At 49.9% G+C, this 24,115-nt stretch carries 24 protein-coding genes; 19 read left to right on the top strand and 5 right to left on the bottom strand.

Annotated features, from left to right (window positions below):
* The first annotated feature begins 133 nt into the window (after positions 1–133).
* The 3 genes from glgB to VSQ62_RS01345 all read left to right on the top strand — a co-directional run bounded on the left by glgB (position 134) and on the right by VSQ62_RS01345 (position 3,800).
* The gene (gene glgB / locus VSQ62_RS01335) at positions 134–2,044 is read left to right on the top strand and encodes a 1,4-alpha-glucan branching protein GlgB (protein ID WP_334632762.1); all 1,911 of its coding nucleotides are present in this window, start codon (positions 134–136) and stop codon (positions 2,042–2,044) included.
* 334 nt (positions 2,045–2,378) lie between these two features.
* On the top strand, positions 2,379–2,921 hold the full coding sequence (locus VSQ62_RS01340; protein WP_334632763.1) for a helix-turn-helix domain-containing protein: 543 nt from the start codon (positions 2,379–2,381) through the stop codon (positions 2,919–2,921).
* Positions 2,922–2,969: 48 nt separating this feature from the next.
* Positions 2,970–3,800: a hypothetical protein gene (locus VSQ62_RS01345; protein ID WP_334632764.1), complete on the top strand. Its 831-nt coding sequence runs from the start codon at positions 2,970–2,972 to the stop codon at positions 3,798–3,800.
* Positions 3,801–3,860: 60 nt separating this feature from the next.
* Here VSQ62_RS01345 and VSQ62_RS01350 read toward each other — a convergent pair whose 3' ends face one another.
* The 4 genes from VSQ62_RS01350 to trmB form a co-directional block, all read right to left on the bottom strand.
* The gene (locus VSQ62_RS01350) at positions 3,861–5,177 is read right to left on the bottom strand and encodes a DUF1002 domain-containing protein (protein WP_334632765.1); all 1,317 of its coding nucleotides are present in this window, start codon (positions 5,175–5,177) and stop codon (positions 3,861–3,863) included.
* A 144-nt stretch (positions 5,178–5,321) separates the two neighbouring features.
* Positions 5,322–5,645, bottom strand: coding sequence for a thioredoxin family protein (locus tag VSQ62_RS01355; protein WP_334632766.1), 324 nt, complete (start codon positions 5,643–5,645; stop codon positions 5,322–5,324).
* A 32-nt stretch (positions 5,646–5,677) separates the two neighbouring features.
* Complete coding sequence (locus tag VSQ62_RS01360; protein WP_334632767.1) at positions 5,678–5,821, bottom strand: hypothetical protein; 144 nt, start codon at positions 5,819–5,821, stop codon at positions 5,678–5,680.
* Positions 5,822–5,942: 121 nt separating this feature from the next.
* Positions 5,943–6,635, bottom strand: a complete 693-nt coding sequence (gene trmB, locus VSQ62_RS01365; RefSeq protein ID WP_334632768.1) for a tRNA (guanosine(46)-N7)-methyltransferase TrmB — start codon at positions 6,633–6,635, stop codon at positions 5,943–5,945.
* A 195-nt stretch (positions 6,636–6,830) separates the two neighbouring features.
* Here trmB and VSQ62_RS01370 point away from each other — a divergent pair, with 195 nt between their 5' ends.
* The 9 genes from VSQ62_RS01370 to VSQ62_RS01410 are packed head-to-tail and all read left to right on the top strand — an operon-like array spanning position 6,831 to position 15,356.
* Positions 6,831–7,142 (top strand): hypothetical protein, encoded by a 312-nt coding sequence (locus VSQ62_RS01370; RefSeq protein WP_334632769.1) that lies wholly within the window; start codon positions 6,831–6,833, stop codon positions 7,140–7,142.
* Between the two features lie 3 nt (positions 7,143–7,145).
* Positions 7,146–8,192 (top strand): V0D/AC39 family V-type ATPase subunit, encoded by a 1,047-nt coding sequence (locus VSQ62_RS01375; RefSeq protein ID WP_334632770.1) that lies wholly within the window; start codon positions 7,146–7,148, stop codon positions 8,190–8,192.
* Positions 8,189–10,123: a V-type ATP synthase subunit I gene (locus VSQ62_RS01380; RefSeq protein ID WP_334632771.1), complete on the top strand. Its 1,935-nt coding sequence runs from the start codon at positions 8,189–8,191 to the stop codon at positions 10,121–10,123. The genes VSQ62_RS01375 and VSQ62_RS01380 overlap by 4 nt, the downstream gene beginning before the upstream one ends.
* 38 nt (positions 10,124–10,161) lie before the next feature.
* A complete protein-coding gene (locus tag VSQ62_RS01385) occupies positions 10,162–10,596 on the top strand; it encodes an ATP synthase subunit C (RefSeq protein ID WP_334632772.1) in 435 nt (144 codons plus the stop codon).
* Between the two features lies 1 nt (position 10,597).
* Positions 10,598–10,906, top strand: a complete 309-nt coding sequence (locus VSQ62_RS01390) for a V-type ATP synthase subunit F (protein WP_334632773.1) — start codon at positions 10,598–10,600, stop codon at positions 10,904–10,906.
* Between the two features lie 15 nt (positions 10,907–10,921).
* Positions 10,922–11,509 (top strand): V-type ATP synthase subunit E, encoded by a 588-nt coding sequence (locus tag VSQ62_RS01395; protein ID WP_334632774.1) that lies wholly within the window; start codon positions 10,922–10,924, stop codon positions 11,507–11,509.
* Positions 11,463–13,274 (top strand): V-type ATP synthase subunit A, encoded by a 1,812-nt coding sequence (locus VSQ62_RS01400; protein ID WP_334632775.1) that lies wholly within the window; start codon positions 11,463–11,465, stop codon positions 13,272–13,274. Before VSQ62_RS01395 ends, VSQ62_RS01400 begins: the two co-directional genes overlap by 47 nt.
* A gap of 14 nt (positions 13,275–13,288) precedes the next feature.
* A complete protein-coding gene (locus VSQ62_RS01405) occupies positions 13,289–14,686 on the top strand; it encodes a V-type ATP synthase subunit B (protein WP_334632776.1) in 1,398 nt (465 codons plus the stop codon).
* A gap of 52 nt (positions 14,687–14,738) precedes the next feature.
* A complete protein-coding gene (locus VSQ62_RS01410) occupies positions 14,739–15,356 on the top strand; it encodes a V-type ATP synthase subunit D (RefSeq protein ID WP_334632777.1) in 618 nt (205 codons plus the stop codon).
* A 71-nt stretch (positions 15,357–15,427) separates the two neighbouring features.
* On the opposite strand, the gene rbr is transcribed toward VSQ62_RS01410, so the two are convergent.
* Positions 15,428–15,967: a rubrerythrin gene (gene rbr / locus VSQ62_RS01415; RefSeq protein ID WP_334632778.1), complete on the bottom strand. Its 540-nt coding sequence runs from the start codon at positions 15,965–15,967 to the stop codon at positions 15,428–15,430.
* 945 nt (positions 15,968–16,912) lie between these two features.
* On the opposite strand from rbr, the gene VSQ62_RS01420 reads away from it, so the two are divergent.
* Genes VSQ62_RS01420 through VSQ62_RS01450 form a run of 7 tightly spaced genes read left to right on the top strand, consistent with a single transcriptional unit; the run spans position 16,913 to position 24,087 of the window.
* The gene (locus VSQ62_RS01420; protein WP_334632779.1) at positions 16,913–18,673 is read left to right on the top strand and encodes a transglutaminase domain-containing protein; all 1,761 of its coding nucleotides are present in this window, start codon (positions 16,913–16,915) and stop codon (positions 18,671–18,673) included.
* A gap of 23 nt (positions 18,674–18,696) precedes the next feature.
* Positions 18,697–19,410, top strand: a complete 714-nt coding sequence (locus tag VSQ62_RS01425; protein WP_334632780.1) for an aspartate/glutamate racemase family protein — start codon at positions 18,697–18,699, stop codon at positions 19,408–19,410.
* Between the two features lie 18 nt (positions 19,411–19,428).
* A complete protein-coding gene (locus tag VSQ62_RS01430; RefSeq protein ID WP_334632781.1) occupies positions 19,429–20,949 on the top strand; it encodes an amino acid adenylation domain-containing protein in 1,521 nt (506 codons plus the stop codon).
* Positions 20,950–20,970: 21 nt separating this feature from the next.
* Positions 20,971–21,198 (top strand): phosphopantetheine-binding protein, encoded by a 228-nt coding sequence (locus VSQ62_RS01435; RefSeq protein ID WP_334632782.1) that lies wholly within the window; start codon positions 20,971–20,973, stop codon positions 21,196–21,198.
* Positions 21,199–21,206: 8 nt separating this feature from the next.
* Positions 21,207–22,802, top strand: a complete 1,596-nt coding sequence (locus VSQ62_RS01440) for an MBOAT family O-acyltransferase (RefSeq protein WP_334632783.1) — start codon at positions 21,207–21,209, stop codon at positions 22,800–22,802.
* An 18-nt stretch (positions 22,803–22,820) separates the two neighbouring features.
* Positions 22,821–23,885 (top strand): SGNH/GDSL hydrolase family protein, encoded by a 1,065-nt coding sequence (locus VSQ62_RS01445; protein ID WP_334632784.1) that lies wholly within the window; start codon positions 22,821–22,823, stop codon positions 23,883–23,885.
* Positions 23,886–23,898: 13 nt separating this feature from the next.
* Positions 23,899–24,087, top strand: a complete 189-nt coding sequence (locus tag VSQ62_RS01450) for a hypothetical protein (protein ID WP_334632785.1) — start codon at positions 23,899–23,901, stop codon at positions 24,085–24,087.
* Positions 24,088–24,115: the final 28 nt, after the last annotated feature.

Genomic DNA, 24,115 nt, shown 5'->3' on the forward strand with positions numbered 1-24,115 from the left:
CTCTGAAGGGAACGATATTGATTTATGCAATAAAAGAAGAGTTTTGTCTGTAAGATTGGTCAAAACTCTTTCTTTTTGTGTCAGTCTAAAGTATAATAGAAATATATCGCAACAGAATGTGAGGGATGATTATATGGCACAAAGAAAAGCAAAACCATATGAAGTCGGAGAACTGGATCATTATCTTTTCGGACAGGGTAATCACTATGAGATCTATAAGAAGCTGGGCGCCCATAAGGTGAAGAAAGGAAAAAAAGAAGGTGTATATTTTGCAGTGTGGGCGCCGCATGCGCGTTCCGTGTCCGTGGTGGGCGATTTCAATGAGTGGAATATGGAAGCGAATCCGATGGAGAGAGGAGAACCTCTTGGCATATATACTTGTTTTATTCCTGATGTGAAGGAATATGATATGTACAAGTTCTGTGTGGAGACTTATCAGGGAGAGTTTGTATTCAAGGCAGATCCTTTTGGCGCCTATGCAGAGCTGAGACCGGGCACGGCATCCAGAGTCGCAGATCTTACGAAGATCAAGTGGACGGACAATGTATGGATGGAGAACCGCAAGACCTGGAAGCATACGGAACAGCCGATGTCGATCTATGAGGCGCATATTGGTTCCTGGAAGCGCCATCCGGGAAGAGAGGATGAGGGCTTCTATAATTACCGGGAATTTGCGAAGGAGATCACCGTATATCTGAAGAATATGGGATATACGCATGTCGAGCTGATCGGCATTGCGGAGCATCCGTTTGACGGTTCATGGGGATATCAGGTTATCGGATATTTTGCGCCTACTTCAAGGTATGGGACGCCGGAGGACTTCGCGTGGATGGTCAATTATCTGCACCGGAATAAGATCGGTGTTATCCTGGACTGGGTACCGGCTCATTTCCCAAGGGATATTCACGGCCTTGCGGATTTTGACGGAACACCTACTTATGAATATGCGGATCCGAAGAAGGGGGAGCATCCTGACTGGGGCACGAAGATCTTCGACTATGGCAAGAATGAGGTGCGCAATTTCCTGATCTCCAACGCGCTGTACTGGGTCGAGCAGTTCCATGTGGACGGGCTTCGTGTAGACGCGGTAGCGTCCATGTTATATCTGGACTACGGCAAGCAGGACGGACAGTGGATTGCCAACAAATACGGCGGCAATAAGAACCTGGAGGCGATAGATTTCTTCAAGCATCTGAATTCTGTGGTGCTTGGCAGGAATCCGGGAGCAGTCATGATCGCTGAGGAGTCGACGGCATGGCCGATGGTGACGGGAAGTGTTGAGGATGACGGTCTTGGATTCAGTTTGAAATGGAACATGGGCTGGATGCATGACTTTACGGAATATATGAAGTTGGATCCGTATTTCAGGAAGGATCATCATAATCAGATGACATTTGCCATGAGTTATGCGCACAGTGAGCGCTATATTCTGGTATTGTCCCATGACGAGGTGGTGCATCTGAAATGTTCCATGCTGAATAAGATGCCGGGGCTGGGATTTGATAAGTTTGCCAATCTTAAGGTCGGGTATGCATTTATGATGGGACATGCAGGCAAGAAGCTGTTGTTCATGGGGCAGGAATTCGCGCAGCTTCGGGAATGGAGCGAGGAGCGAGAGCTTGACTGGTTCCTGCTGGCGGAAGACGAGCATCAGCAGATACAGAACTGGATGAGGGATCTGCTGCATCTGTATAGGCGTAATAGGGCTATGTACGAGATGGATGACAGTTGGGAAGGCTTCGAGTGGATCAATGCGGATGATGCGAGCAGGAGTATCTTCAGTTTTGTGAGACATTCGAAGGGAAAGAAGAAGAACCTGCTGTTCGTGTGCAACTTCACACCGATGCCGAGAGACGATTACAGGGTAGGCGTGCCGCGCAAGAAGCAATATAAGCTGATCTTGAACAGCGATGATGTGAAGTACGGAGGAAAAGGAGAAGAGAGACCGGTTGTATATAAGGCTGTGAAGCAGGAATGTGACGGAAGACCATTTTCATTTGCATATAAATTGCCGCCGTATGGAGTTGCGATTTTTGAGTTTTAATTCTCGCGGGCAACGAGTCAAATGGGTATGCTTGCATGTACATTTGACGGGATGTATGGCTGCAATATAACGAAGGAACAAGCTGCATGTCTGATAACAGGGCATGCGGCTTGTTGTATGTAACAGGGGAAGCTTGTCTGAATGCAGTCAAAGACCCCGCTGTAAGCAACGGGGCATCAAATTTGTAGCGCTGCAGAGCAGCGGGGGATTTGGTCTACGCTCTGCTTCGGTCGGTGCTCGCGGAAATAAAAGAATTGACAGACGGATAAATATAGGATAAAATAATAAAAATAATACTATAAATGAGGTAAAAAGAGGAGAGGAGGGGAAGAGAATGAAAAAATATGCATTAGAAGCGAAGGTTACAGGTGAAGAGATCAGGCAGTGCCGGAAAGGACTTGGCCTTACACAGGAAGAATTCGCGAGATTCGCGAATGTGTCGAAGAAGACGGTGGAGAGATGGGAATACAGTAAGACACCGATTACCGGGCCGATCGTTACTTTGCTTAATATCTTAAGAGATTACCCTCAGATTGAGGAAGAGAAGAAGATTCCAGAGAGGAAGACGCCCCTCAGATTGTCCTATATGTTCCGGGATGAATTATGTACGGTGATAGATGTAGATGAGAAGAATCATAATATCGAGGTCATTAATTATACGAAGCAACTGCTGAAGCGTGCATTTGGGAAGATCGAGAAGCCATCTTATCAGCAGTATGAAGAGTTCCTTGAATCCCGCTGTTTTCCGCCTACCCGGGACAAGATGAAGCTTGTGCTAAGAGAATATGACCTGCCGTTCTATGATTCGATGATGATCATTGAGAAGACGGAAGGACGTATGGCGGAGGATGATTTCTGGATACGGATAGAGAGGTAACCGATGGTTGGCCGGGAGAGTCAGTTATATGAATAGGGAGGCGGCAGTATGGTTGAACTATTTGAACAGGATGTACGGGAAGAAGCAAGACAGTCCTCTAAAGGGAATCAGTTGAAGTGGAAGAAGGACGACTACTGGTATAAGGCGGATTATACCGGATATGAAGGCTTGGCAGAGTATATGGTCTCATCACTTCTTGAGTATTCATCTTTGGACCAGAGCGAGTATGTATTGTATAAGCCGGAGGAGATACACTATGGCGCGCAGAGCTATACAGGGTGCAGGAGCCGGGATTTTCTGACGGACCCATCGAAGGGCTTGAAAGGGAAGTGGCAGATGATCACGCTGGAGAGACTGTTCTATCATAATTATGGTGAGAGCCTGTATCGCAGTATCTTCCGGATCAGAGATTGTGAGAACCGCCTGAGATTCCTGGTTGAGCAGATGGAGAAGCTGACAGGGCTTAGGGGGTGTGGAGTGTATATGTGTAAGCTGCTGACGATTGATGCGCTATTTCTGAATGAAGACCGGCATACGCATAATATTGCCGTGCTGTGGGACGGACGGGAGGGATACGCTTATTGCCCGTTTTTTGACCAGGGAGCATCGCTGCTTGCGGATACAATGATGGATTATCCTTTGGGGCAGGATGTGATCATGCAGATGACCAAGGCGGAGGCGAAGACGTTCTGCCGTTCCTTTGATGAGCAGTTGGATGCGGCGCAGGATTTGTACGGAGATCAGATGTGGTTTCATTTTGGGGAGAGGCAGATCCGTGGATTGCTAGAGGCAGATTCCGTGTATTCTAAGGAGGTAAAACAGAGAGTGTATACCATACTTCTACAGCAGAGAAGGAAGTATCAATATATGTTTAGGTGAGAAAAAGAGGCTGCCGAGAAATGTTGTTTCTCGACAGCCTCTCTATATGCAATAAAACTTCTATTGAATTGTCCCGGCAGCGGGATCCGCAGTCTGCCCATTATCACTGCTCAGTCCGTCCGCGGCAGCGCCGCTGCCTGTACCGTCAGAAGAGGCGGGATCAACTGTCTGTGCATTCGGATCAACTCCGTCATTGGCAGCATTCGGATCTGTTCCGTCTGTGCCGTCAGGATTCAAAGCCGCATCCGGATCCGCAGTTCCGTCCGGATTGCCAGTGTCCAGGCTCTCATCATCAGAGGTATCCGCCGCGTCTTCTGGATTCTCCGTATCTTCGGAATCTTCCTTGTCGGCATCTTCCTCATCAGTGGTCTCTTCCTCGTCTGCGTCGTCATCGCTGCCGCCAAAGAGTCCCTTGAAGAAATTAGTCACCTTATCCCAGAAGCCTTCCTTCTTGGTCTCTTCATCCAGAGCCTCTAAGGTACTGTCGATAATGGCGTCTGCACCAAGAACATCATCATTGGTGTCATTGATGATGCCGCCGTCTCCGCTGTCAGAATCGCCGGTAAAAATCCCCTTGATGGAGGACCATAGACTTGAGAAGAAGCCTTCCTTGCCGCCCTTGCCTTCTAAGTTCTCCAGCGTCTTCTTCAATGCATTGACATCATAATCGTATTGGGAAATGTTCTGCATCAGGGATGAGATCTTCGACATCTGATCCTCAGTAAGCGTGATGTTGTAGGTCTTAGCCGCATCATTGATGGCGTCTTGAATCTCGCCTTCATCCGTCAGGCCATCCTTGATCACCTCTTGCTTGACCTCGTTCATCAGATCCGCCGCGTCCTTCTGTCCGATGGAATCTGCAAGCTCGCCGGTTGTCACGAGTTCTTCTGTGGCAGCAGCCTTCTGTTCCTCGCTTAAGGTCTTGCCGCTTGCCTTCTCGTATGCCATCATGATACCGGTCAGCGCTCCGGTGCCGGATACTTCGATCGGAGAAGCCGCAACGACGTTACAGTTCTCGACGCCGGAGGTTAATAATGTGCTGGCGATCATAGAGCTGGTCACGAAGGTAAGGTTTCCGACCTTAACCTGAATGCCGCCGCTGGTTGTCGGCTCCACGTAAGAACAACTGTAGGTGCGTGTTCCGATCTGCGCCTCCGAAGCGATGCCTTCCATGTATTTTCTCTCGTCTGCGTTCGTAACTTCTATGGTATCTACCGCGTCGGCGGTCGTGCCGAAATATTTGTACATAGAAGTCTTCTGCTCTGCGGTCAAGTTAGCGCCTAAAGTGACGACCTTCGCGCTGTCTGCTCTGGCTGTTAAGGGAAGCCCTGTGCAGGTCAGCACGGCCGCCATCATAACAGGTATAATTCTTTTCATGTTCTTCATAATGTCTGGTGTGTAATCACCTATACCCCCTTTGTTCTTACCTGGTGTCCTGTGAAATGTAAAAGGACACCAGTTGTGTGTCTTAAGTCTTCACTAATATAACATATTCCATAATATTTGCAAATAAAATAAGCCTTAACAATTTCTAAAGATTTTTTGTAGACGGCGCTCAAATACATTCTCGTCTATGATTCCCTGCATACTGCCAAGGAATTGGCCATTCTGGAAAAAGACGAAGGTCGGGACGATATCTGCTTCATAGTCCGCGGTAAGTAAGGGGGATTCATCGATATCTACTTCGCAGAACCGGATTTTCTTGCGGTACTTTTTCTCTATCTCTTCGACAAGCGGTTTCATCATGGCGCATTTTCCGCACCAGACGGCGTAGAACATGACAACGTTAGGAAGCGGACCGCGTTTTGTCTCAACCGTAAAATTTTTCTCTGTCAAATGCAGCATAGTGTTCACCTTTCCTGTATTCGGCCCGGAGATCAGCAGCCGGGATTCAATGTGCGGTATACTTCATCCATAGATTTTTTCAGGCAGACCAGCTTCTTGTGAAGACCTTTTCTATGGTAAGTGAATTCACAGAGTTTCTGACGGATACTCTTCTTACATTTCCTTTTGCGTCCCATATGCATATATCCAGACATAAATTCTTCAATAAATATATATGCGGGGACCGGCGCTGAGGTTCATGAACTGGAAAATATAAACATGAAAATTTTGTGAAATAAATTGTCAGCTCTTTTGATGTTAAGAATTTCTCCCAACAACCAACTTGCAGATCGGATTGCCAAGGGAGGAGAATTTCTCCTCGTACTCGGTCATGATATTGCCCTGATTCATTGTATCGTCGTGGTGGAGGTCATAGGTGCAGCCCTTTATATGGAAGGCGGAAGAGACATTGACCTCCGAGACGGAGAAGTCGAAGAGCAGCCGGTTATCCGTCTTGAATTCGATCGTGCCGTCTTCTGCAAGGACTCTGTCATAACGGGCAAGGAACTCCCGGGAGGTAAGCCGCCGTCCGGCATGCCGTGCCTTGGGCCAGGGATCGGAGAAGTTCAGATAGATGCGGTCAACCTCTCCCGGAGCGAAGACGCCGGCAATATCGCTGGCATCCATGCAGATGAAGCGGACGTTAGGCAGGGCCGTAGCATTTGGCAATGCGGCGCCGGCAGAGGACGGCTTGGGATTTAGCGTCTGGAATTTCTCCACGGCCCGGAGGAGGACGCTGGAGTAGCGTTCGATCCCGATATAATTGATCTGCGGATTCTGCCGGGCGAGGGTAAGCAGGAATTGGCCTTTCCCCATCCCGATCTCTATATGGATAGGATGAGAATTGCCGAAGACCTCATGCCATCTGCCGCGGTATCCGCTCTCATTCTTAACAACTTCTTTACACTCGTTCAGCACGCTTACGGCGCGCGGAATATTTCTAAGGCGCATACGTGATTCCCCCTGTTTTTAAGCATTTTAGTATGTTTTTTAGTTTAGCGTGCAGGCGTAAAAAAGTCAATTGAATATAAGTGTGTGAAAAACGTAACAAAAAAGGCATTTTTTGTTGAATTTTACTATGGAAATTTGGAAAAAACGGAGTATATTATAATTGTGTGCAAATTGACGGGAAATGGAGGTATCTGAATGGACACAGTTGTTAAGAAATTAGCAGATATCGAGGAAACTGCAGAGGCGATTGTGGAACATGCTCAGGCTCAGAAGAGCGAGATCGAGAAGAAGATCCAGAATCAGCGGGATCGTTTTGACGCGGCGATTGAGGACGAGACCAGGAAGCAGTTAGAGCAGATCCGGAAGGACGCGGATGCGAAGATGGAGCGGATCTTGAAGGAGCAGCGGGAGAAGAACCGGTCGACGATCGATAACCTTAAGAAGGAATTCGAGGAGAACCACAGTGCGTATGCCCGGGAGATCTTAGCGCATATAGTAGAGGTGTAGGGCATGGGTAATGTGATGACGTACAGCGGCTTGACCACGAAGGTGCGGGCGATGCAGGCGAAGCTCCTGAACGGGCGGGATTTTGAGAATATCGCGAACTTAAGGAGCGTGCCGGAAGCCATCGAATACCTGAAGGAGAAGCCTGCCTATGTAAGATATATGGAACAGATTGACGTATCCCTGTATCACAGGGGGAATATAGAGAAGATCCTGTATCAATCATTGTTCGATGATTACACGCGGATATTCCGGTTTGCGGGGATGGAGCAGAAGAAGTTCCTTAAGCTGTACTGGAAGAGGTATGAGATCGACCTGATCAACTACTGTCTGCGGATTGTGTTCAATCATTACGATATGCCGTTTGATATAGAATATAAGAAGGTATTCTTCGATAAATATTCTCAGATCTCGATCGATAAGCTGATCATGTCGAGGAACGTTGAAGAGCTGATCGATAATCTGAAGGATACGGAATATTACGCGCCGCTTCAGCCGATCCGCGAGTCGGAAGGGGCGACACTGTTTGATTACGATCTGGCTCTGGATCTGTATTATTTCTCTGAAATGTGGAGGAAGAGCAGACAGCTTCTTAAGGGAAAGGAACGCGAGATGTATATCCGGGACTTCGGTTCGAGGATCGATCTGCTGAATATCCAGTGGATCTACCGTGCGAAGAAGTATTACAATATGCTGCCGCCGGACATCTATTCGCTCACGATACCGATCCAGTACAGGCTCAGCGTGGACGAGTTCAAGGGCCTGGTGGAGGCTCCGACTGTCGAAGAGTATGAGAAACGCCTGGAGGAGACATATTATGCTGAGAAATATGCGGACATCAGCGGGAAGACGCTGGAAGCCGCATATAAGGAGTACATGAGGCGGTTATATGTCAGTGACAGAAGACGGAATCCGTATTCGATCGCGACGGTGAATACATATCTGTTTTTGAAGGAAGAAGAGATCTACAAATTAACAACGGCCCTTGAATGTATCCGTTACGGCTTATCTTCAAGAGAGACGTTAGGATACTTAGGAGGTGTGATGCAATGATTGTAAAGATGAAGTTTTTGAGCATCAGCGGTCCCAGGATTGATATAGACCGTGTGTGCGAGAAATATCTGTCCAAGTATGAGATGCAGCTTGAGAATGCAGTCACGGAGCTTAAGACGACAGATAATCTTCTGCCTTTTGTGGAGGTGAATCCATACAAAGACGCGCTTGCGAAGGCGGAACAGTTCGCGGCGCTCTTACCGGAGGGGATGCCTCACGTTGACCAGAATATGTCAAAAGACGAGATGCTTGCCTTTATCCGGGAGCTTAATCATGACTATCTGGATCTGCAGGAGAAGAAGGAACTGCTGAATAAGAAGGAAGACGAAGCCAAGGAGAAGTTCAAAGTCCTGGAACCGTTTACCCCTCTGAATCTGGATCTGCATAAGACGATGCGTTATAAGTATATGAAGATCCGCTTCGGAAGGATCGGCCTTGATCATTACAAGAAGCTGGAGAAATATCTGTTTGATGATCTGCAGGCAGTATTCCTCGAGGGAACAAGGAATGAGAACTACGTATACGGATGTTATTTCGTGTCGAATGCGGACACGAGCAAGGTAGATTCAGCGTTTAATTCCCTGCATTTTGAGCGGATCACGATTCCGCCGGAATATATCGGAACACCTAAGGATGCGTGCGGAAGCATGCAGAAGAGTATCGACGATGCCAGGAAAGAGAAGGATGAGATCGACCGGCAGATCGAGGAGCTGATGAGCAGCCGGGCAGCCAAGCTCTTGGGGGCAAGGAAGAGACTGGAGGAATTGTCTAATAACTTCGATGTCCGTAAGATGGCGGCAAGGACGGATGTGGGAGATAACAAGGAAGACTATTACATCCTCTGCGGATGGATGGGAGAAGCCGATGTGGCGGCCCTGCTTGAAGAGTCGAAGGATGATGACAGGGTGTTCATCGTCGTGGAAGAAGACCGGGAGAAGTTCTTCGGAGATCCTCCGACGAAGCTTAAGAATCCTAAGTTCTTCAAGCCTTTTGAGCTGTTTATCCAGATGTACGGCCTTCCGGCACACGATGAGCTGGATCCGACGATGTTCGTGGCGCTCACTTATACATTTATCTTCGGCGCTATGTTCGGAGATGTGGGGCAGGGCTTCTGCCTGTTTGCGCTCGGCGGGCTGATCTATCTGAAGAAGAAGATGAACTTAGCGGGAATCGTGTCGATCGCGGGGATCTTCTCTATGATCTTCGGCGTCATGTTCGGCAGTGTCTTCGGGTTCGAGGATGTGATTCCGGCAATCTGGCTCAGGCCGGTGGAGGCGATGACGAATCTGCCGTTTATCGGACAGCTGAATACGGTGTTCATCATAGCGATCGCTTTTGGTATGGCCTTAAATATCCTGGTGATGATCTTCCAGATCGCCAACGCTGCGAAAGCGCATGACACAGAGAACCTGTGGTTCTCGACAAACGGAGTGGCAGGGCTTGTGTTCTATGGATTCCTGGTACTGACCGTCGTGTTGTATATGACCGGGCACAAGGTTCCGGGCAATATCCTGATGGTGATATTCCTGGGAATTCCGGTTCTGCTGTTCGTATTCAAGGAACCGCTTACTAATCTGGTGGAGCATAACCATAAGAAGATGGAAGAGAGTAAGGCGATGTTCCTGGTACAGGGCTTCTTTGAACTGTTTGAGACGTTGCTGAGTTACTTCTCCAACACGCTTTCTTATGTGCGTATCGGGGCATTCGCAGTCAGCCATGCGGCGATCATGGAGGTAGTCCTGATGCTCTCCGGGGCGGAGAGCGGAACGCCGAACCTGTTCGGGGTTATCTTTGGCAATGCAGTCGTATGCGCGCTGGAGGGGCTGATCGTCGGCATCCAGGTACTGCGTCTGGAATATTATGAGATGTTCAGCCGTTTCTATAAGGGAAGCGGACGGGAATTCAAACCATTTAACAAGCAAACGAAATAAAAAGTGAATAAGATAAAGACAAGAGGAGGATATCAATCATGACTTTAACTGTGAAATTATTACTTATTGCAGCACTGGTGCTTGGCATCATCGTTCCATTCGGATACTATCTGATCGGAGAGAAGACAAAGAAGCGTTATAAGAGGGCGATTGTGACCAATGCGTTCTTCTACTTCGGAGCATTCGCTGTCGCGGCTATTATGATGTTCGGCGGAGCGCCGGTGGAAGCGGCAGAGGGCGTTTCTGAGGCTGCTTCTAATTCTGTTGGGTTCGGCTATCTTGCCGCTGCGCTGTCAACCGGTCTGTCCTGTGTCGGCGGTGGTATTGCCGTAGCAAGCGCCGCAAGCGCTGCGCTTGGCGCGATCAGCGAGGATTCCAGTGCTCTTGGTAAGTCACTGATCTTCGTAGGTCTTGCGGAAGGTGTATGTCTGTACGGACTGATCATCTCCTTCATGATTCTGGGTAAATTGTAAGATGAAGATGTATCTGATCAGTGATAATGTCGATACACTGACAGGGATGAGGCTTGCGGGAGTTGACGGGATCGTGGTCCACGAGAGGGAGGAGCTGAGGACGGCGATCGAGAACGCGATGAACGATAAGGCGGTGGGAGTTATCCTGCTGACGGAGAAGTTCGGCAGAGAATTCCCGGACCTGATCGATGAGATCAAGCTGGAGCGTACTATGCCGCTGCTTATCGAGATTCCTGACAGACACGGAACCGGACGTAAGAAGGACTTTATCACATCTTATGTAAATGAGGCGATTGGTTTGAAACTATAAAGCGAGGTGGCATACTTGACAGTAGAAGAGAAGATATCACATTTGCAGGCCGCGGCAATGGAAGAGGCCCGTGCAGAGGGCAATGCGATCATGAAGCAGCATGAGGACGCGCTGCTCGGAGTGTTTGAACAGCATCGGGCAGAACTTCTGCGCCAGTCGGAGACACGGGTGAAGGCGGAGCGTGTCGGAGCACAGCAGCAGCTTAATATGGCGATGTCCAAGGCACAGCTTGAACTGAAGCGTGAACTGAGCAAGACACAGAAGGAATTGAAGAAGAAATTGTTTGAGGAAGTCCGCGAGGTGGTTGAGGAATATATGAAGACGGAGGAGTATCCGCGCCTGCTGATCTCGTATATCGAGAAGGCGGCAAGATTCGCCGGAGGCGCGGCTATGACCATCTATATCAATCCGACGGATGCGGATAAGAAGGAGTATCTCGAGGAGCATACCGGTATGGCGCTTACGGTGAGCAAGGAAGACTTTATCGGAGGTGTGCGCGCGGTGATCCAGGAGAAGAATATACTGATCGACCATGCGTTCAAGGGTGCGATCGAGAATGAATACAGAAAGTTCTTGTTCAAGGGAGGTGTGCAAGTTGGATAGTGTGACGACTGGTAAGATCTACGGGATCAACGGGCCTGTTATCTACCTGAAGGGCAAGACAGAATTCAAGATGTCGGAGATGGTGTACGTCGGAGAAGAGAAGCTGGTCGGAGAAGTGATCTCTCTTGATAAGGATATGACTACGGTACAGGTATACGAGGAGACGTCAGGGCTTCGCCCGGGCGAGTATGTTGAGTCCACTGGCGCGGCGGTATCCGTAACCCTGGCGCCCGGAATCCTGAACAACATATTTGACGGAATCGAAAGACCCTTAGAGCGGATCGCGGATAACGGCAGCGCATTTATCACCAGAGGCGTCAGTGTGGATTCTCTGGATGTACAGAGATTATGGGAGACGCATATTACGGTCTCCGAGGGCGAGACGGTTCACGGAGGGACGGTGATCGCAGAGGTGCAGGAGACGCAGGCGATCTTACATAAATGTATGGTGCCGCCGGATGTAGAGGGAACGGTAGTATCCGTTGTCCCGGACGGTGAGTACACCATTACAGACGTGCTGGTGACGGTTGAGCAGCCTGACGGCGGCAGGAAGGAGCTGACCATGACCCAGCGGTGGCCGATCCGTGTTCCAAGGCCGGTGAGCCACCGGTTCCCGGCGACAGTGCCGCTTATTACGGGACAGCGTATCCTGGACACGATGTTTCCGATCGCCAAGGGAGGAACCGCGGCGATTCCGGGCGGATTCGGAACGGGGAAGACTATGACCCAGCATCAGATCGCCAAGTGGGCGGATGCGGATATTATCATATATATCGGATGCGGGGAGCGCGGCAACGAGATGACACAGGTGTTGGAGGAATTCTCGGAGCTGGTGGATCCTAAGACGGGCAACCCGCTGATGGACAGGACAACGCTGATCGCGAATACGTCGAATATGCCGGTTGCGGCCCGTGAGGCTTCTATCTATACCGGACTTACTCTGGCAGAGTATTACCGGGATATGGGATATGATGTGGCGATCATGGCGGATTCTACTTCGCGATGGGCGGAGGCCCTGCGTGAGCTGTCCGGGCGTCTGGAGGAGATGCCGGCGGAGGAAGGCTTCCCGGCCTATCTGGCTTCCCGGCTGTCGGCCTTCTACGAGAGAGCGGGCATGATGCAGACGTTAAACGGCGAGACCGGGTCGGTGTCTATCATCGGCGCGGTATCCCCTCAGGGCGGTGATTTCTCCGAGCCGGTAACGCAGAATACGAAGAGGTTCGTCCGGTGCTTCTGGGGACTGGACAAATCGCTGGCATATTCCAGACATTTCCCGGCGATCCACTGGCTGTCAAGCTACAGTGAATATCTGAATGACTTAAGCGGATGGTATGCGGACCACGTATCGCCGAAGTTTGTAGATTACCGGAACCGGATGATGGCCCTGCTGAATCAAGAGAGCAGCCTGATGGAGATCGTGAAGCTGATCGGCGGAGATGTGCTTCCTGATGATCAAAAACTGGTGTTAGAGATCGCGAAGGTGATCCGTCTGGGATTCCTGCAGCAGAATGCATTTCACAAGGACGATACCTGCGTGTCCATGGAGAAGCAGTTCAAGATGATGGATGTGATCCTGTATCTGTATAAGACTGCGAGGAATCTGGTGGCGATGGGACAGCCGATGTCCGTGCTGAAGGCAGAGGGTATCTTCGAGAAGGTGATCGCTATCAAGTATGATGTGGCAAACGACAATCTGCAGCTTTTGGATCTGTATAAGAAAGATATTGATGACTTCTACAATCGAGTGATTGCGAAGAATGCGTAAGGAGGGAACCGTACATGGCAATAGAATATCTGGGACTCAGTAATATTAACGGACCTCTTGTAGTGCTGGAAGGGCTGCAGGGTGCGTTCTTTGATGAGATCGTAGAGTTTGTGGTAGACGGTAATACGAAGAAGATGGGACGTATTATCGAGTTATATGAGGATAAGGCGATCATACAGGTATTCGAGGGGACGGAGAATATGTCTCTTCGCAATACCCATACGAAGCTCACCGGGCATCCGATGGAGGTTGCCGTGTCCCCGGAGGTGCTGGGGCGGACCTTCAACGGAGTCGGAGTGCCGATCGACGGTCTGGGAAGGATCGTGGCGGCGGAGAGAAGAGACGTCAACGGCCTGCCGCTGAACCCGGTGCGCAGAGAGTATCCAAGAAACTATATCCGCACGGGAATCTCAGCGATCGACGGTCTGACAACGCTGATCCGCGGGCAGAAGCTTCCGATCTTCTCAGGAAACGGACTTCCCCACGACCAGTTGGCGGCGCAGATCGTTAAGCAGGCGTCCCTGGGCGACGGGACGAACGAGAACTTCGCGGTTGTGTTCGGCGCGATGGGTGTTAAGCATGACGTTGCAGAGTTCTTCCGCAAGACATTTGACGAGAGCGGCGTTGCGGATCATGTGTGCATGTTCCTTAACCTGGCCAACGATCCGGTGGTGGAACGTCTGATCACGCCGAAGGTTGCGCTTACGGTTGCAGAGTATCTGGCGTTCGAGTGCAATATGCATATTCTGGTCATCCTGACGGATATGACGTCATTTGCAGAGGCGATGCGTGAGGTATCCTCTTCAAAGGGTGAGATCCCTTCAAGAAAGGGTTATCCGGGATATCTCTACAGTGAGTTGGCGACGCTGTATGAGCGCGCGGGAATCGTCGAAGGCGCTTCGGGATCAGTGACACAGCTCCCGATCCTGACTATGCCGAATGATGATATCACGCATCCGATACCGGACCTTACCGGATATATCACGGAGGGACAGATCGTTCTCGACCGGAATCTGCACGGGCAGGCGATCTATCCGCCTATCAGTATCCTGCCGTCTCTGTCCCGTCTGATGAAGGACGGAATCGGAGAAGGGTATACCAGAGAAGACCATCAGGGACTTGCGAACCAGTTGTTCTCCGCCTATGCCAAGGTAGGAGAGGCGAGGAACTTAGCGTCTGTTATCGGTGAGGATGAGTTGTCGCCGTTGGATAAGAAGTATCTGAAATTCGGCGAAGAGTTTGAGAAGCATTATATCGGACAGGGACCGACGGAGAACCGGACGATTCAGGATACGCTGGATTTTGGATGGCAGCTATTGGGCTTCCTTCCGAAAGAAGAACTGGATCGAATCGATACGCAGTTGATAGATAAATACTATCCGCTTGCCCGCCCCGTCGCGGATGCGGTCTAGTACACCGCCGGCGCGAAGGTGACAGGGCGATAGAAGTAAAGGAGGTCTTCGTATGGATCCAAGAGAATTTCCTACCAAAGGTAATCTGATGCTTGCCAAGAATTCTCTTGCACTGGCACATCAGGGCTATGACCTTATGGACAAGAAGCGGAATATTCTTCTTAAGGAATTAATGGAACTGATCGATGAGGCAAAGAACATACAGGAAGAGATTGATAGTACATTTACCAGAGCATATACGTGTCTCCAGCGTGCGAATATCGAGCAGGGGATCAGCAAGGTAGAAGAGCTTGCATTTACCGTTCCGATCGAGGAATCCATTCGGATACAGACCAGGAGTATCATGGGAACGGAGATCCCGCATATCAAGTACGACGACAGGCAGAACGACCTGACATACGCGTTCGGGACGACGAAGGAATCCATAGATATAGCCAGGGAGGCGTTCCGTGCGGTGAAGAACCTGACGATCAAGCTGGCTGAGGTGGAGAATGCGGCGTACCGCCTTGCGGCGAATATCAAGAAAACCCAGAAGAGGGCGAATGCGCTGAAGAATATCACGATCCCGATGTACAGCAATCTGGTGTATACGATCAATAATGCACTGGAGGAGAAGGAAAGAGAAGAATTCACCAGACTTAAGGTGATCAAGAAGATGCAAGGGAAATAATATATCAAAAGCAAAGGAGCCGCCGGGAATCATATATTCCGGCGGCTCCTTTTGCCGTCTTTGACGCTGTATTAATAATTCTCCGCCTTGATCTGGAAATAAGCCTGCGGATGTGCGCATACCGGGCATACCTCCGGCGCCTGCCTGCCTACTGCTATGTGGCCGCAGTTCGAGCACTGCCAGATGCAGTCTCCTTCTCTGGAGAATACAAGGCCGCCTTCGATATTCGCCAGAAGCTTACGGTATCTCTCTTCATGTTCCTTCTCGATCTTGCCGACCTCTTCAAACAGGAGGGCAATATCATCGAATCCTTCATCTCTTGCTGTCCTGGCAAATTCTGCGTACATATCGGTCCACTCGTAGTTCTCGCCGTCTGCCGCGTCCTTAAGATTCTCGATGGTTGACGGTACTGCGCCGCCGTGGAGCAGCTTGAACCACATCTTGGCGTGCTCTTTCTCGTTGGCCGCGGTCTCTTCGAAGATGTTAGCGATCTGTACATAGCCGTCCTTCTTTGCCTTGGATGCGTAGTAGGTGTATTTATTCCTTGCCTGGGATTCGCCTGCGAATGCCGCCTGCAGGTTCGCTTCTGTCTTGCTTCCTTTTAATTCCATAATAAGTACCTCCTGAATTGTATAATATAGTAATAATTACTATTATTATAACATAGAATATTTTATTTGCAAGTGTTTTATCGTATTTTCTGAGAAATGAACTCAGCGGAACGCTCCGCAGCGTTTGACAATTCCGCATAAATCTGCTAAGATATACTTACATAAAGGTACTGCCGATAGACGGCTAGTCCGTTTTATAACTTGCAAAAATAGCCGCAAAGTTTTCCAGACTAAGGGCGGCTATTTTTGTGGTTTATTATTATCTTTGCTTCCGATGGCGTATCCGAGACCGAAGCAGGTCAGGCATAAGCCAAGCACTGAAATCAATCCTTCAATCGTCAACATCCACTCAGCCCTCCTTTCCCAGATTCCTGCAAGCAGGTTTCTATGTAATCGGAGGGTCACAGTCCCTCCGCAGAAGAACTAGCCGCCTACCGTTATGGCAATACCCGTATGAATATTTTATCAGAAAATGTCGGACGCTACAAGATGGTTTTCCGGCTTTTTTCTTTTCCCATTTGCCAACCCGCCAAAACAGAGTTAAGAATAGTAATTAATCTACCCTTGTCTTTATCCCGGCTATGCAGCTATGTTTTCTATTTGATTAAAAAATCTCTTTGAGCTTATAACTCCAGGGCTTTCCATGATATTCCAATATTTTCCAAGATTTGACTGAACTTCCTCTTTAGATATTGACAAAATCGGCAGGGGGCAGACCGTCCGAAAACTCAAAAGTCAATCTTGAAAGTGGGGAATAACATTCAAAATATGATAGCAAATAAGAATAAAATAGATGAAATGAACGGTTATGATATTAGTTTAGATGCAAAAGTGGAGAATGACGGACGGTCAGAAACAGTTTTCGGACAGTCTGGGGGGGGGGTAAAATGGACAAGGTTATATGATAGAATGTTACATTTTTAGCTGTAAAAAAGGTATGAGAGCATGGGTACATATAGAAAGAGGGGTAGGTACTACACCAGTACAGGTTATTCCGAGGAATTTGACGGCTATTCTGAGGTTTCCCCGGAACAGCCAGAGTATGCTGCTTATCAGGAAGAAGCTGTCGATTATCAGCCGGAGTATGCTGCTTATCAGGAAGAAGCCGCCGATTATCAGCCCGAGTATTACCAGGAGCAGTACGAGGATTACGGCGCAGAGTATCAGGACGCCCGGCAGACGGCGGTATATGATAATTACAGCCCGCAGAGTTACAGATATCATGATTATAGTTCCCAGCAGCTTAGACAGCCGCGCTGGCATGCAGATTATTCCGATAGGCAGCGAGCTTCGGCCTATCCGTATCCAAGGTATGGACGGGTGCAGGAAACACAGGAAGTACCGCAACAGGAAGAAGGGAATCATGAGCGGGCAGCCCGGCGGCCGGAACCTGACGGTGAAGAGCTTCAAAGGCGCCGGGAGGCGCGCAGACACAGAAGGATCCGTGAGGAGAAGCGCCGCAGACGCAGAAAGCGCCTGATCATAGCGCTCTCGGTACGGCTGGCATGTATGCTCACCGCTCTTTTTATCGTTATCTCCCTGTTCCGCCTTTTGTTTTTTGGGAGTCCCGTCCGGCGTAAGGTCAGGGTGGAGGCCGGAACAGAACTGGATGTGAAGGATTTCCTGAAAAAGGAGAAAGTAAAAGGCGAATTTGTAACAGATATCTCTAAGGTCAGGCTCGATCATGTAGGCGAACAAGAGATTGTATTAGAGGTCAAAGGGAAGAAGCGGAAATCACGGCTGATCGTTGAAGATACGAAAGCTCCGAAGGCGGACCCTGTGCCAGCCGTTATCGACGTTGACGGGAAGCTCAAAGCAAAGGAGCTGGTTGACAATATCGAAGACGCCACCGATGTCAAATGCTCCTTCAAGAAGAAGCCTGATCTGTCGGAAAAGGGCAGCACATCTGCGGTTGTCATTCTGACGGATGAAGGTGGCAACACCGCGGAAGTAGAGGCGGATATCGAAGTTATCATAGATAAAGAAGCGCCCGTTATCGACGGCGTAGCGCCGCTGACCGGGTTCATCGGCGAACCGATCTCTTATAAGTCTACGATCACGGTAACGGATAATTGTGTGCGTGATATGGACGTAACCGTCGATAACAGCAAGGTAGACACGAAGACGGCGGGTACTTACGACGTATTCTATACAGCCGTCGACCGGGCCGGGAATAAGGCAGAGGCGTCGACTGTGATCACCATTAAGGAGAAACCGCAGAACTATGTAACGCCGGAGGAGGTCTTAGAAGAGGCAGACGAAGTCCTGAAAGAAATCACGAAGAAGGGCATGACAAAGAAGGAGAAGGCTAAGGCGATCTATGAATGGGCGAGAATGAATATCGGATATGTCAACAAATCCGAGAAGGACAGCTGGACGAACGGAGCCCATCAGGGATTCACGGAGAAGAGCGGAGATTGCTTCGTCTTCTTTGCTACGGCAAAGGCGCTGCTGACACAGGCGGGCATTCCGAACCTGGATGTTGTAAAGAGTGATACCAGTCATTCCAGCCATTACTGGAGCCTGATCGACTGCGGCGACGGCTGGTACCATTTCGACGCGACTCCGCGTATGGGAGGCGGCGACGATTTCTTCATGAAGACGGACGCACAGATCCTTAAGTATTCCAAGAATCACAGGAACAGCCATATCTTCGATCAAAGCCTGTATCCTGCCACCCCGACGGAGGAGTCTACGGTGAAATAGCGTTACTTTAGGAGGAAATGAATATGACACTGGGTATCATAGGCGGCCTGGGTCCGATTGCAACTGCTTATTTTATGGAACTGATCATCCAGATGACCGATGCGAAGAGGGATCAGGACCATCTGTCCATGATCGTGTACAACGCTCCGGAGATCCCGGACCGGACGTCTTATATACTGGGAGTAAGCAGCAGGAATCCGGTCTGGGATATGATTGAGATCGGCAGGAAGCTTGCCGGGCAGAAGGTAGCCTGTATCAGTATTCCCTGTGTTACGGCACATTATTTTCACGAAGAATTATCCGAGAATATCCCGGTTCCTATCATCCATGCGATACAGGAGACGGGGCTTGAGCTTAGGGCCGGCCGGATCAGGAGCGCCGGCATCATGGCTACCGACGGGACGATCCAAAGCCGTATATTTCAGCGGGAATTAGAAGAGATGGGTATAGAAGTATTTCTCCCCAGGAGAGAATATCAGGAATCGGTCATGGAATTGATCTACGAAGAAGTAAAGGCAGGAAGGCCTGTCGATATAGATAAGTTTCGGAGGGTATCTTCACATCTGAGAGAACAGGGCGCCCAGGTGATCATCCTGGGATGTACGGAGCTTTCCCTGATCAAGAGGGATCATCCGATCGGCCGGGGATACCTGGACGTGATGGAGATCCTGGCCCAGAGATCCATCTTAAGATGCGGGGGCAGACTTAAGGAGAGATACCGGAATTTGATCACATAATACCAAGGAGTAAAGAACATGCAGAGAAATATATTAGAATATCTGGAAGAGACAGTTAGAAAATATCCTGATAAAACTGCATTTGCAAATGAATCTATGGGGATGACCTTTCAGGAAGTATCCGATGCGTCCCGGAGTATCGGGACCTGTCTGCTGAAGAAGGGCTATCAGAAAGAACCGGTCGTTATATATATGAAGAAGCATCCTCATATGATCGCCGCGTTCTGGGGAGCAGTCTACAGCGGATGCTTCTATGTGCCGATGGATGAGGAGATGCCGGCATTCAGGATCGATCTGATCTTCCGTAACCTGAAACCGCGCGCCGTGATCTGTGACGAGACGACCCGTGAACAGATGAAGGAATTCCGTGATTTTGACGGCGAGGTGCTGCTCTATGATGAGATCGCCGGGGAATCGGCAGATCCCGGACTGCTTGGCGCTGTCCGTGAGGCGGCGATCGATACGGATCCGATCTATATCGTATTCACCTCAGGGTCTACAGGCGTGCCAAAGGGTGTAGCCGCATGCCACCGATCCGTCATTGATTATGTCGAGAACTTAACGGAGGTATTGCAGATCTCAGAGAAGTCTGTACTTGCCAATCAGGCACCGCTGTATTTCGATGCGTGCTTAAAGGAGCTGTTCTCCAGCTTGAAATGCGGCGCGACCACTTACCTGACACCCAGGTCATTGTTCATGTTCCCGGTCAAGTTGGTGGAATTCCTGAACGAATATAAGATCAATACCGTCTGCTGGGTAGTCTCGGCGCTTACCATGATCTCGTCCACGAAGACATTTGACAAGATCATCCCGAAGTATCTGCGTACCGTTGCCTTTGGAAGCGAGGTATTCCCCATCAGGCAGTTCCGTCTGTGGAAAGAGGCTCTTCCGGACGCTCGTTTCATCAACCTGTACGGTCCGACGGAGGCGACCGGGATGAGTTGTTATTATGAGGTCGACCGGGACTTTGAAGAAGGAGAACCAATTCCGATCGGCCGGCCGTTCAAGAATACGGAGATCCTTCTTCTGGATGAGAATAATAGAGCGCCGCGGCCCGGGGATCCCGGCGAGATCTGTATCCGGGGTACGGCGCTGACACTTGGGTATTACGGAGATCATGAGAAGACAGATGAAGTGTTCGTTCAGAACCCGTTGAACCCATACTACCATGAGCGGATCTACCGCACGGGAGACATAGGTATGCGAAATGAACGCGGGGAACTGGTCTTCCTGTCCAGGAAGGATCACCAGATCAAGCATATGGGACACCGGATCGAGCTTGGCGAGATCGAGGTTCATGTGAATCGGCTCGAGGGTGTCCGCAGCGCATGCTGTATCTATGATAAGGAGAAAGAGAAGATCACGCTCTTCTATACGGGAGACGCCCAGACCAAGGAGCTTGTGGTCAGCCTCAGGAAGACGCTTCCCAGATACATGGCGCCGAACCTGGTGTATGCGCTTGAGGAGATGCCGCTGACAGCGAACGGTAAGATAGACCGCGTAAAGCTGCTAAACATGGCACAGAGTAAGAAAATATAAGAAAGATAAGGAGAAAATATTATGGAAGCTTTATTGAAAATTCTGACCAATCTGCACCCGGAGGTAGACTTTGAGACCAGCACCGATCTGGTGGACGGCAAGATCATCGATTCATTTGACATCGTCAGCATCATCTCTGAGATCAATGATGAGTATGACGTAGTGATTCCTGCCGAGGAGATCGTGCCGGATAATTTCAATTCCGCGCAGGCATTGTATGAATTGATCGTGCGGCTGGAAGATGAATAGGAGCTGTCATGCTGTTTACATCCTATAGCTTTATCGGGTTTATTGCGGTGGTTTTCCTGCTGTATTATCTTCTCCCGAGAAAATGTCAATGGCCGTTCCTGCTGGCGGCCAGTTATACCTTCTACTTCATAGCCAGTCCGTCTTACCTTCTCTTCATCGGCGCTACAACGGTATCTACCTATATGACAGGCCGCAGGCTGGACGCCCTTAAGGAGACGCAGGACGCCTATATCAAGGCGAATAAGGGAAGCCTTAGCCGGGAAGAGAAGAAGGCTTACAAGGCTTCCATGAAGGCGAGACAATGGAAATGGCTGCTCGGCTGCCTGCTGTTCAACCTTGGGATCCTGGCGGTGCTGAAGTATACGAATTTTGTGATCGCTAATTTTAACGGACTCCTGCGGATGTTTGGGAGCGGCGGGCAGATCTCCTTCGTAGACCTGGTGCTTCCTATGGGGATCTCCTTCTACACCTTCCAGACCATGGGCTACATCATAGACGTATACCGCGGAACGTGCCGGGCGGAGAAGAACCTGTTCAGGCTCGCATTGTTCGTATCCTTCTTCCCGCAGTTGGTACAGGGGCCCATCAGCAGATACAGCGATCTCGCGAAGTCCCTCTATGAGCGGCATGATTTTGATACCAGAACGGTTGCTTACGGACTCTATCGGATCCTGTGGGGGTATTTTAAGAAGGCCGTGATCGCGGACCGGATATTGACTGCCGTGAACGCCATCATTCAGAATCCGGACACCTATCAGGGCGGGTTCGTATTCGTGGGCATGATGTTCTATGCCTTCGAGCTGTATGCGGACTTCACCGGGGGGATCGACATCACCATCGGTATCGCAGAGACCATGGGGATCACCGTGGCTGAGAACTTCCGGCGGCCTTACCTGTCTAAGAATATCAAAGAATACTGGAACAGGTGGCATATCACCATGGGGACCTGGTTCACGGATTATATCTTCTATCCGATCTCCGTGTGCAAACCGATGCTGAACGTCTCCAAAGCCTCCCGTGCGAAGTTCGGAGATTTCATCGGGAAACGTGTCCCGGTGTATCTGTCCTCCTTCGCCGTATGGTTTACGACGGGAATCTGGCACGGCGCAAGCTGGAACTTCATCGTATGGGGATTGATGAACTTCGTAGTGATCATGATCTCCCAGGAATGCGAGCCATTATATAAGAAGTTCCACAACAGATTCCATGTAAAAGATAAGCGCTGGTATGGTGTGTTTGAGATCCTGCGGACGATCCTGCTGATGAGCAGTCTGCGCATGTTCGACTGTTATCGGGACGTACCCCTTACATTCCGCATGTTCGGAAATATGTTCACACATTTCCGCCTGTCGGAGCTTCATACAGAAGCATTCCTGGAATTAGGGCTTACCGGAGCCGATTACGCCCTGCTGTCCGTCTGTCTGCTCCTGCTGTTCGCAGTCAGTCTGATTGAGGAGAAGAAAGGCAGTGTGCGGGATCTAATCTTCGCCGCGCCGGAGATCGTAAGATATGCGGTCTTCTATGTGCTGGTCTTATCGGTCATAATCTTCGGCGCCTATGGAATCGGATTCGACCAGAGCCAATTTATCTATAATCAATTCTAAAAGGAGGGGGGGAGGCAAATGCATAAGAAATCATTTGTCTGGGTTTTCAAGGCGGCGGCATTCCTGGCGGTCCTGCTTGTTACGTTGTTCTTCCTGCAGCGGCTTCTGATGCCGAAGTATATGTCCGACATTGTAGAGGGCGCGCTGACTGCCGAATACTACGAAGAGACGACCGGTCATGAGGTGCTGTTCGTCGGAGACTGTGAGGTCTATGAGAATTTCTCGCCCATCACGCTGTATGAGGAGTATGGCATCAGCAGTTATATCAGAGGTTCCGCCCAGCAGTTAGCCTGGCAGTCTTACTATATGCTGGAAGATACTCTCCGGTACGAGACGCCCAGGGTCGTTGTATTCAACGTACTGGCGCTCAAGTATGACGAACCTCAGAGCGAAGCCTATAACCGTATGACCATCGACGGAATGGAATTCTCGAAGACGAAGCTTGACGCCATCAAGGCATCGATGACGGACAGGGAGAATACTCTGGATTACCTGTTCCCGATCCTGCGGTATCATTCCCGCTGGTCCGATCTGTCGGCGGAAGACCTGACCTATATGTTTGGCAAGGATAAGATCTCCCATAACGGTTATTATATGCGGGTGGATGTAAGGCCTGCCGAAGGATTCCCGGAACCGGATATTCTGGCGGACTATACGCTGGGCAGCAATGCCATGGGGTATCTGGACAAGATGCGGACATTGTGCGAAGAGAACGGGATCGCACTGGTACTGGTCAAGTCGCCGAGCCTCTTCCCCCACTGGTATGACGAGTGGGACGAGCAGATCGCCGCATATGCGGCACAATACGGCCTTGATTATTTCAACTATGAGAAGCTGGCTTCGGAAGTAGGGATCGACTATAACACAGATACATATGACGCCGGGCTGCACATGAACTTGACGGGCGCAGAGAAACTTACCAGTTACTTTGGAAGATATCTGAAGGAGAATTACGAGCTTACGGATCACAGAGCAGATCCGGAGTATCAGAGTGTATATGCTGAAAAAATCCAGTTCTATGATTATATGGAAGCCGTTCAGCGCAAAGAATTATCAGAATATGGAGAAATCGTGAGTTATTAGAGGAGGAAGGCAAATGCGAAGCATTTTTATAATGCCTTCCTCCGAAATGCCGCCGAGCGAAGGCGAGGGGGCGCTACCGAAGAAAAGGAGGAAGGCAAATGCGAAGCATTTATTAGGATGCCTTCCGACGAAATGCCGCCGAGCGAAGGCGAGGGGGCGCTACCGAAGAAAAGGAGGAAGGCAAATGCGAAGCATTTATTAGGATGCCTTCCGACGAAATGCCGCCGAGC

Origin of the sequence: Sporofaciens sp. JLR.KK001, from assembly GCF_036941055.1 — a bacterium.
Taxonomy (GTDB): domain Bacteria; phylum Bacillota; class Clostridia; order Lachnospirales; family Lachnospiraceae; genus Sporofaciens.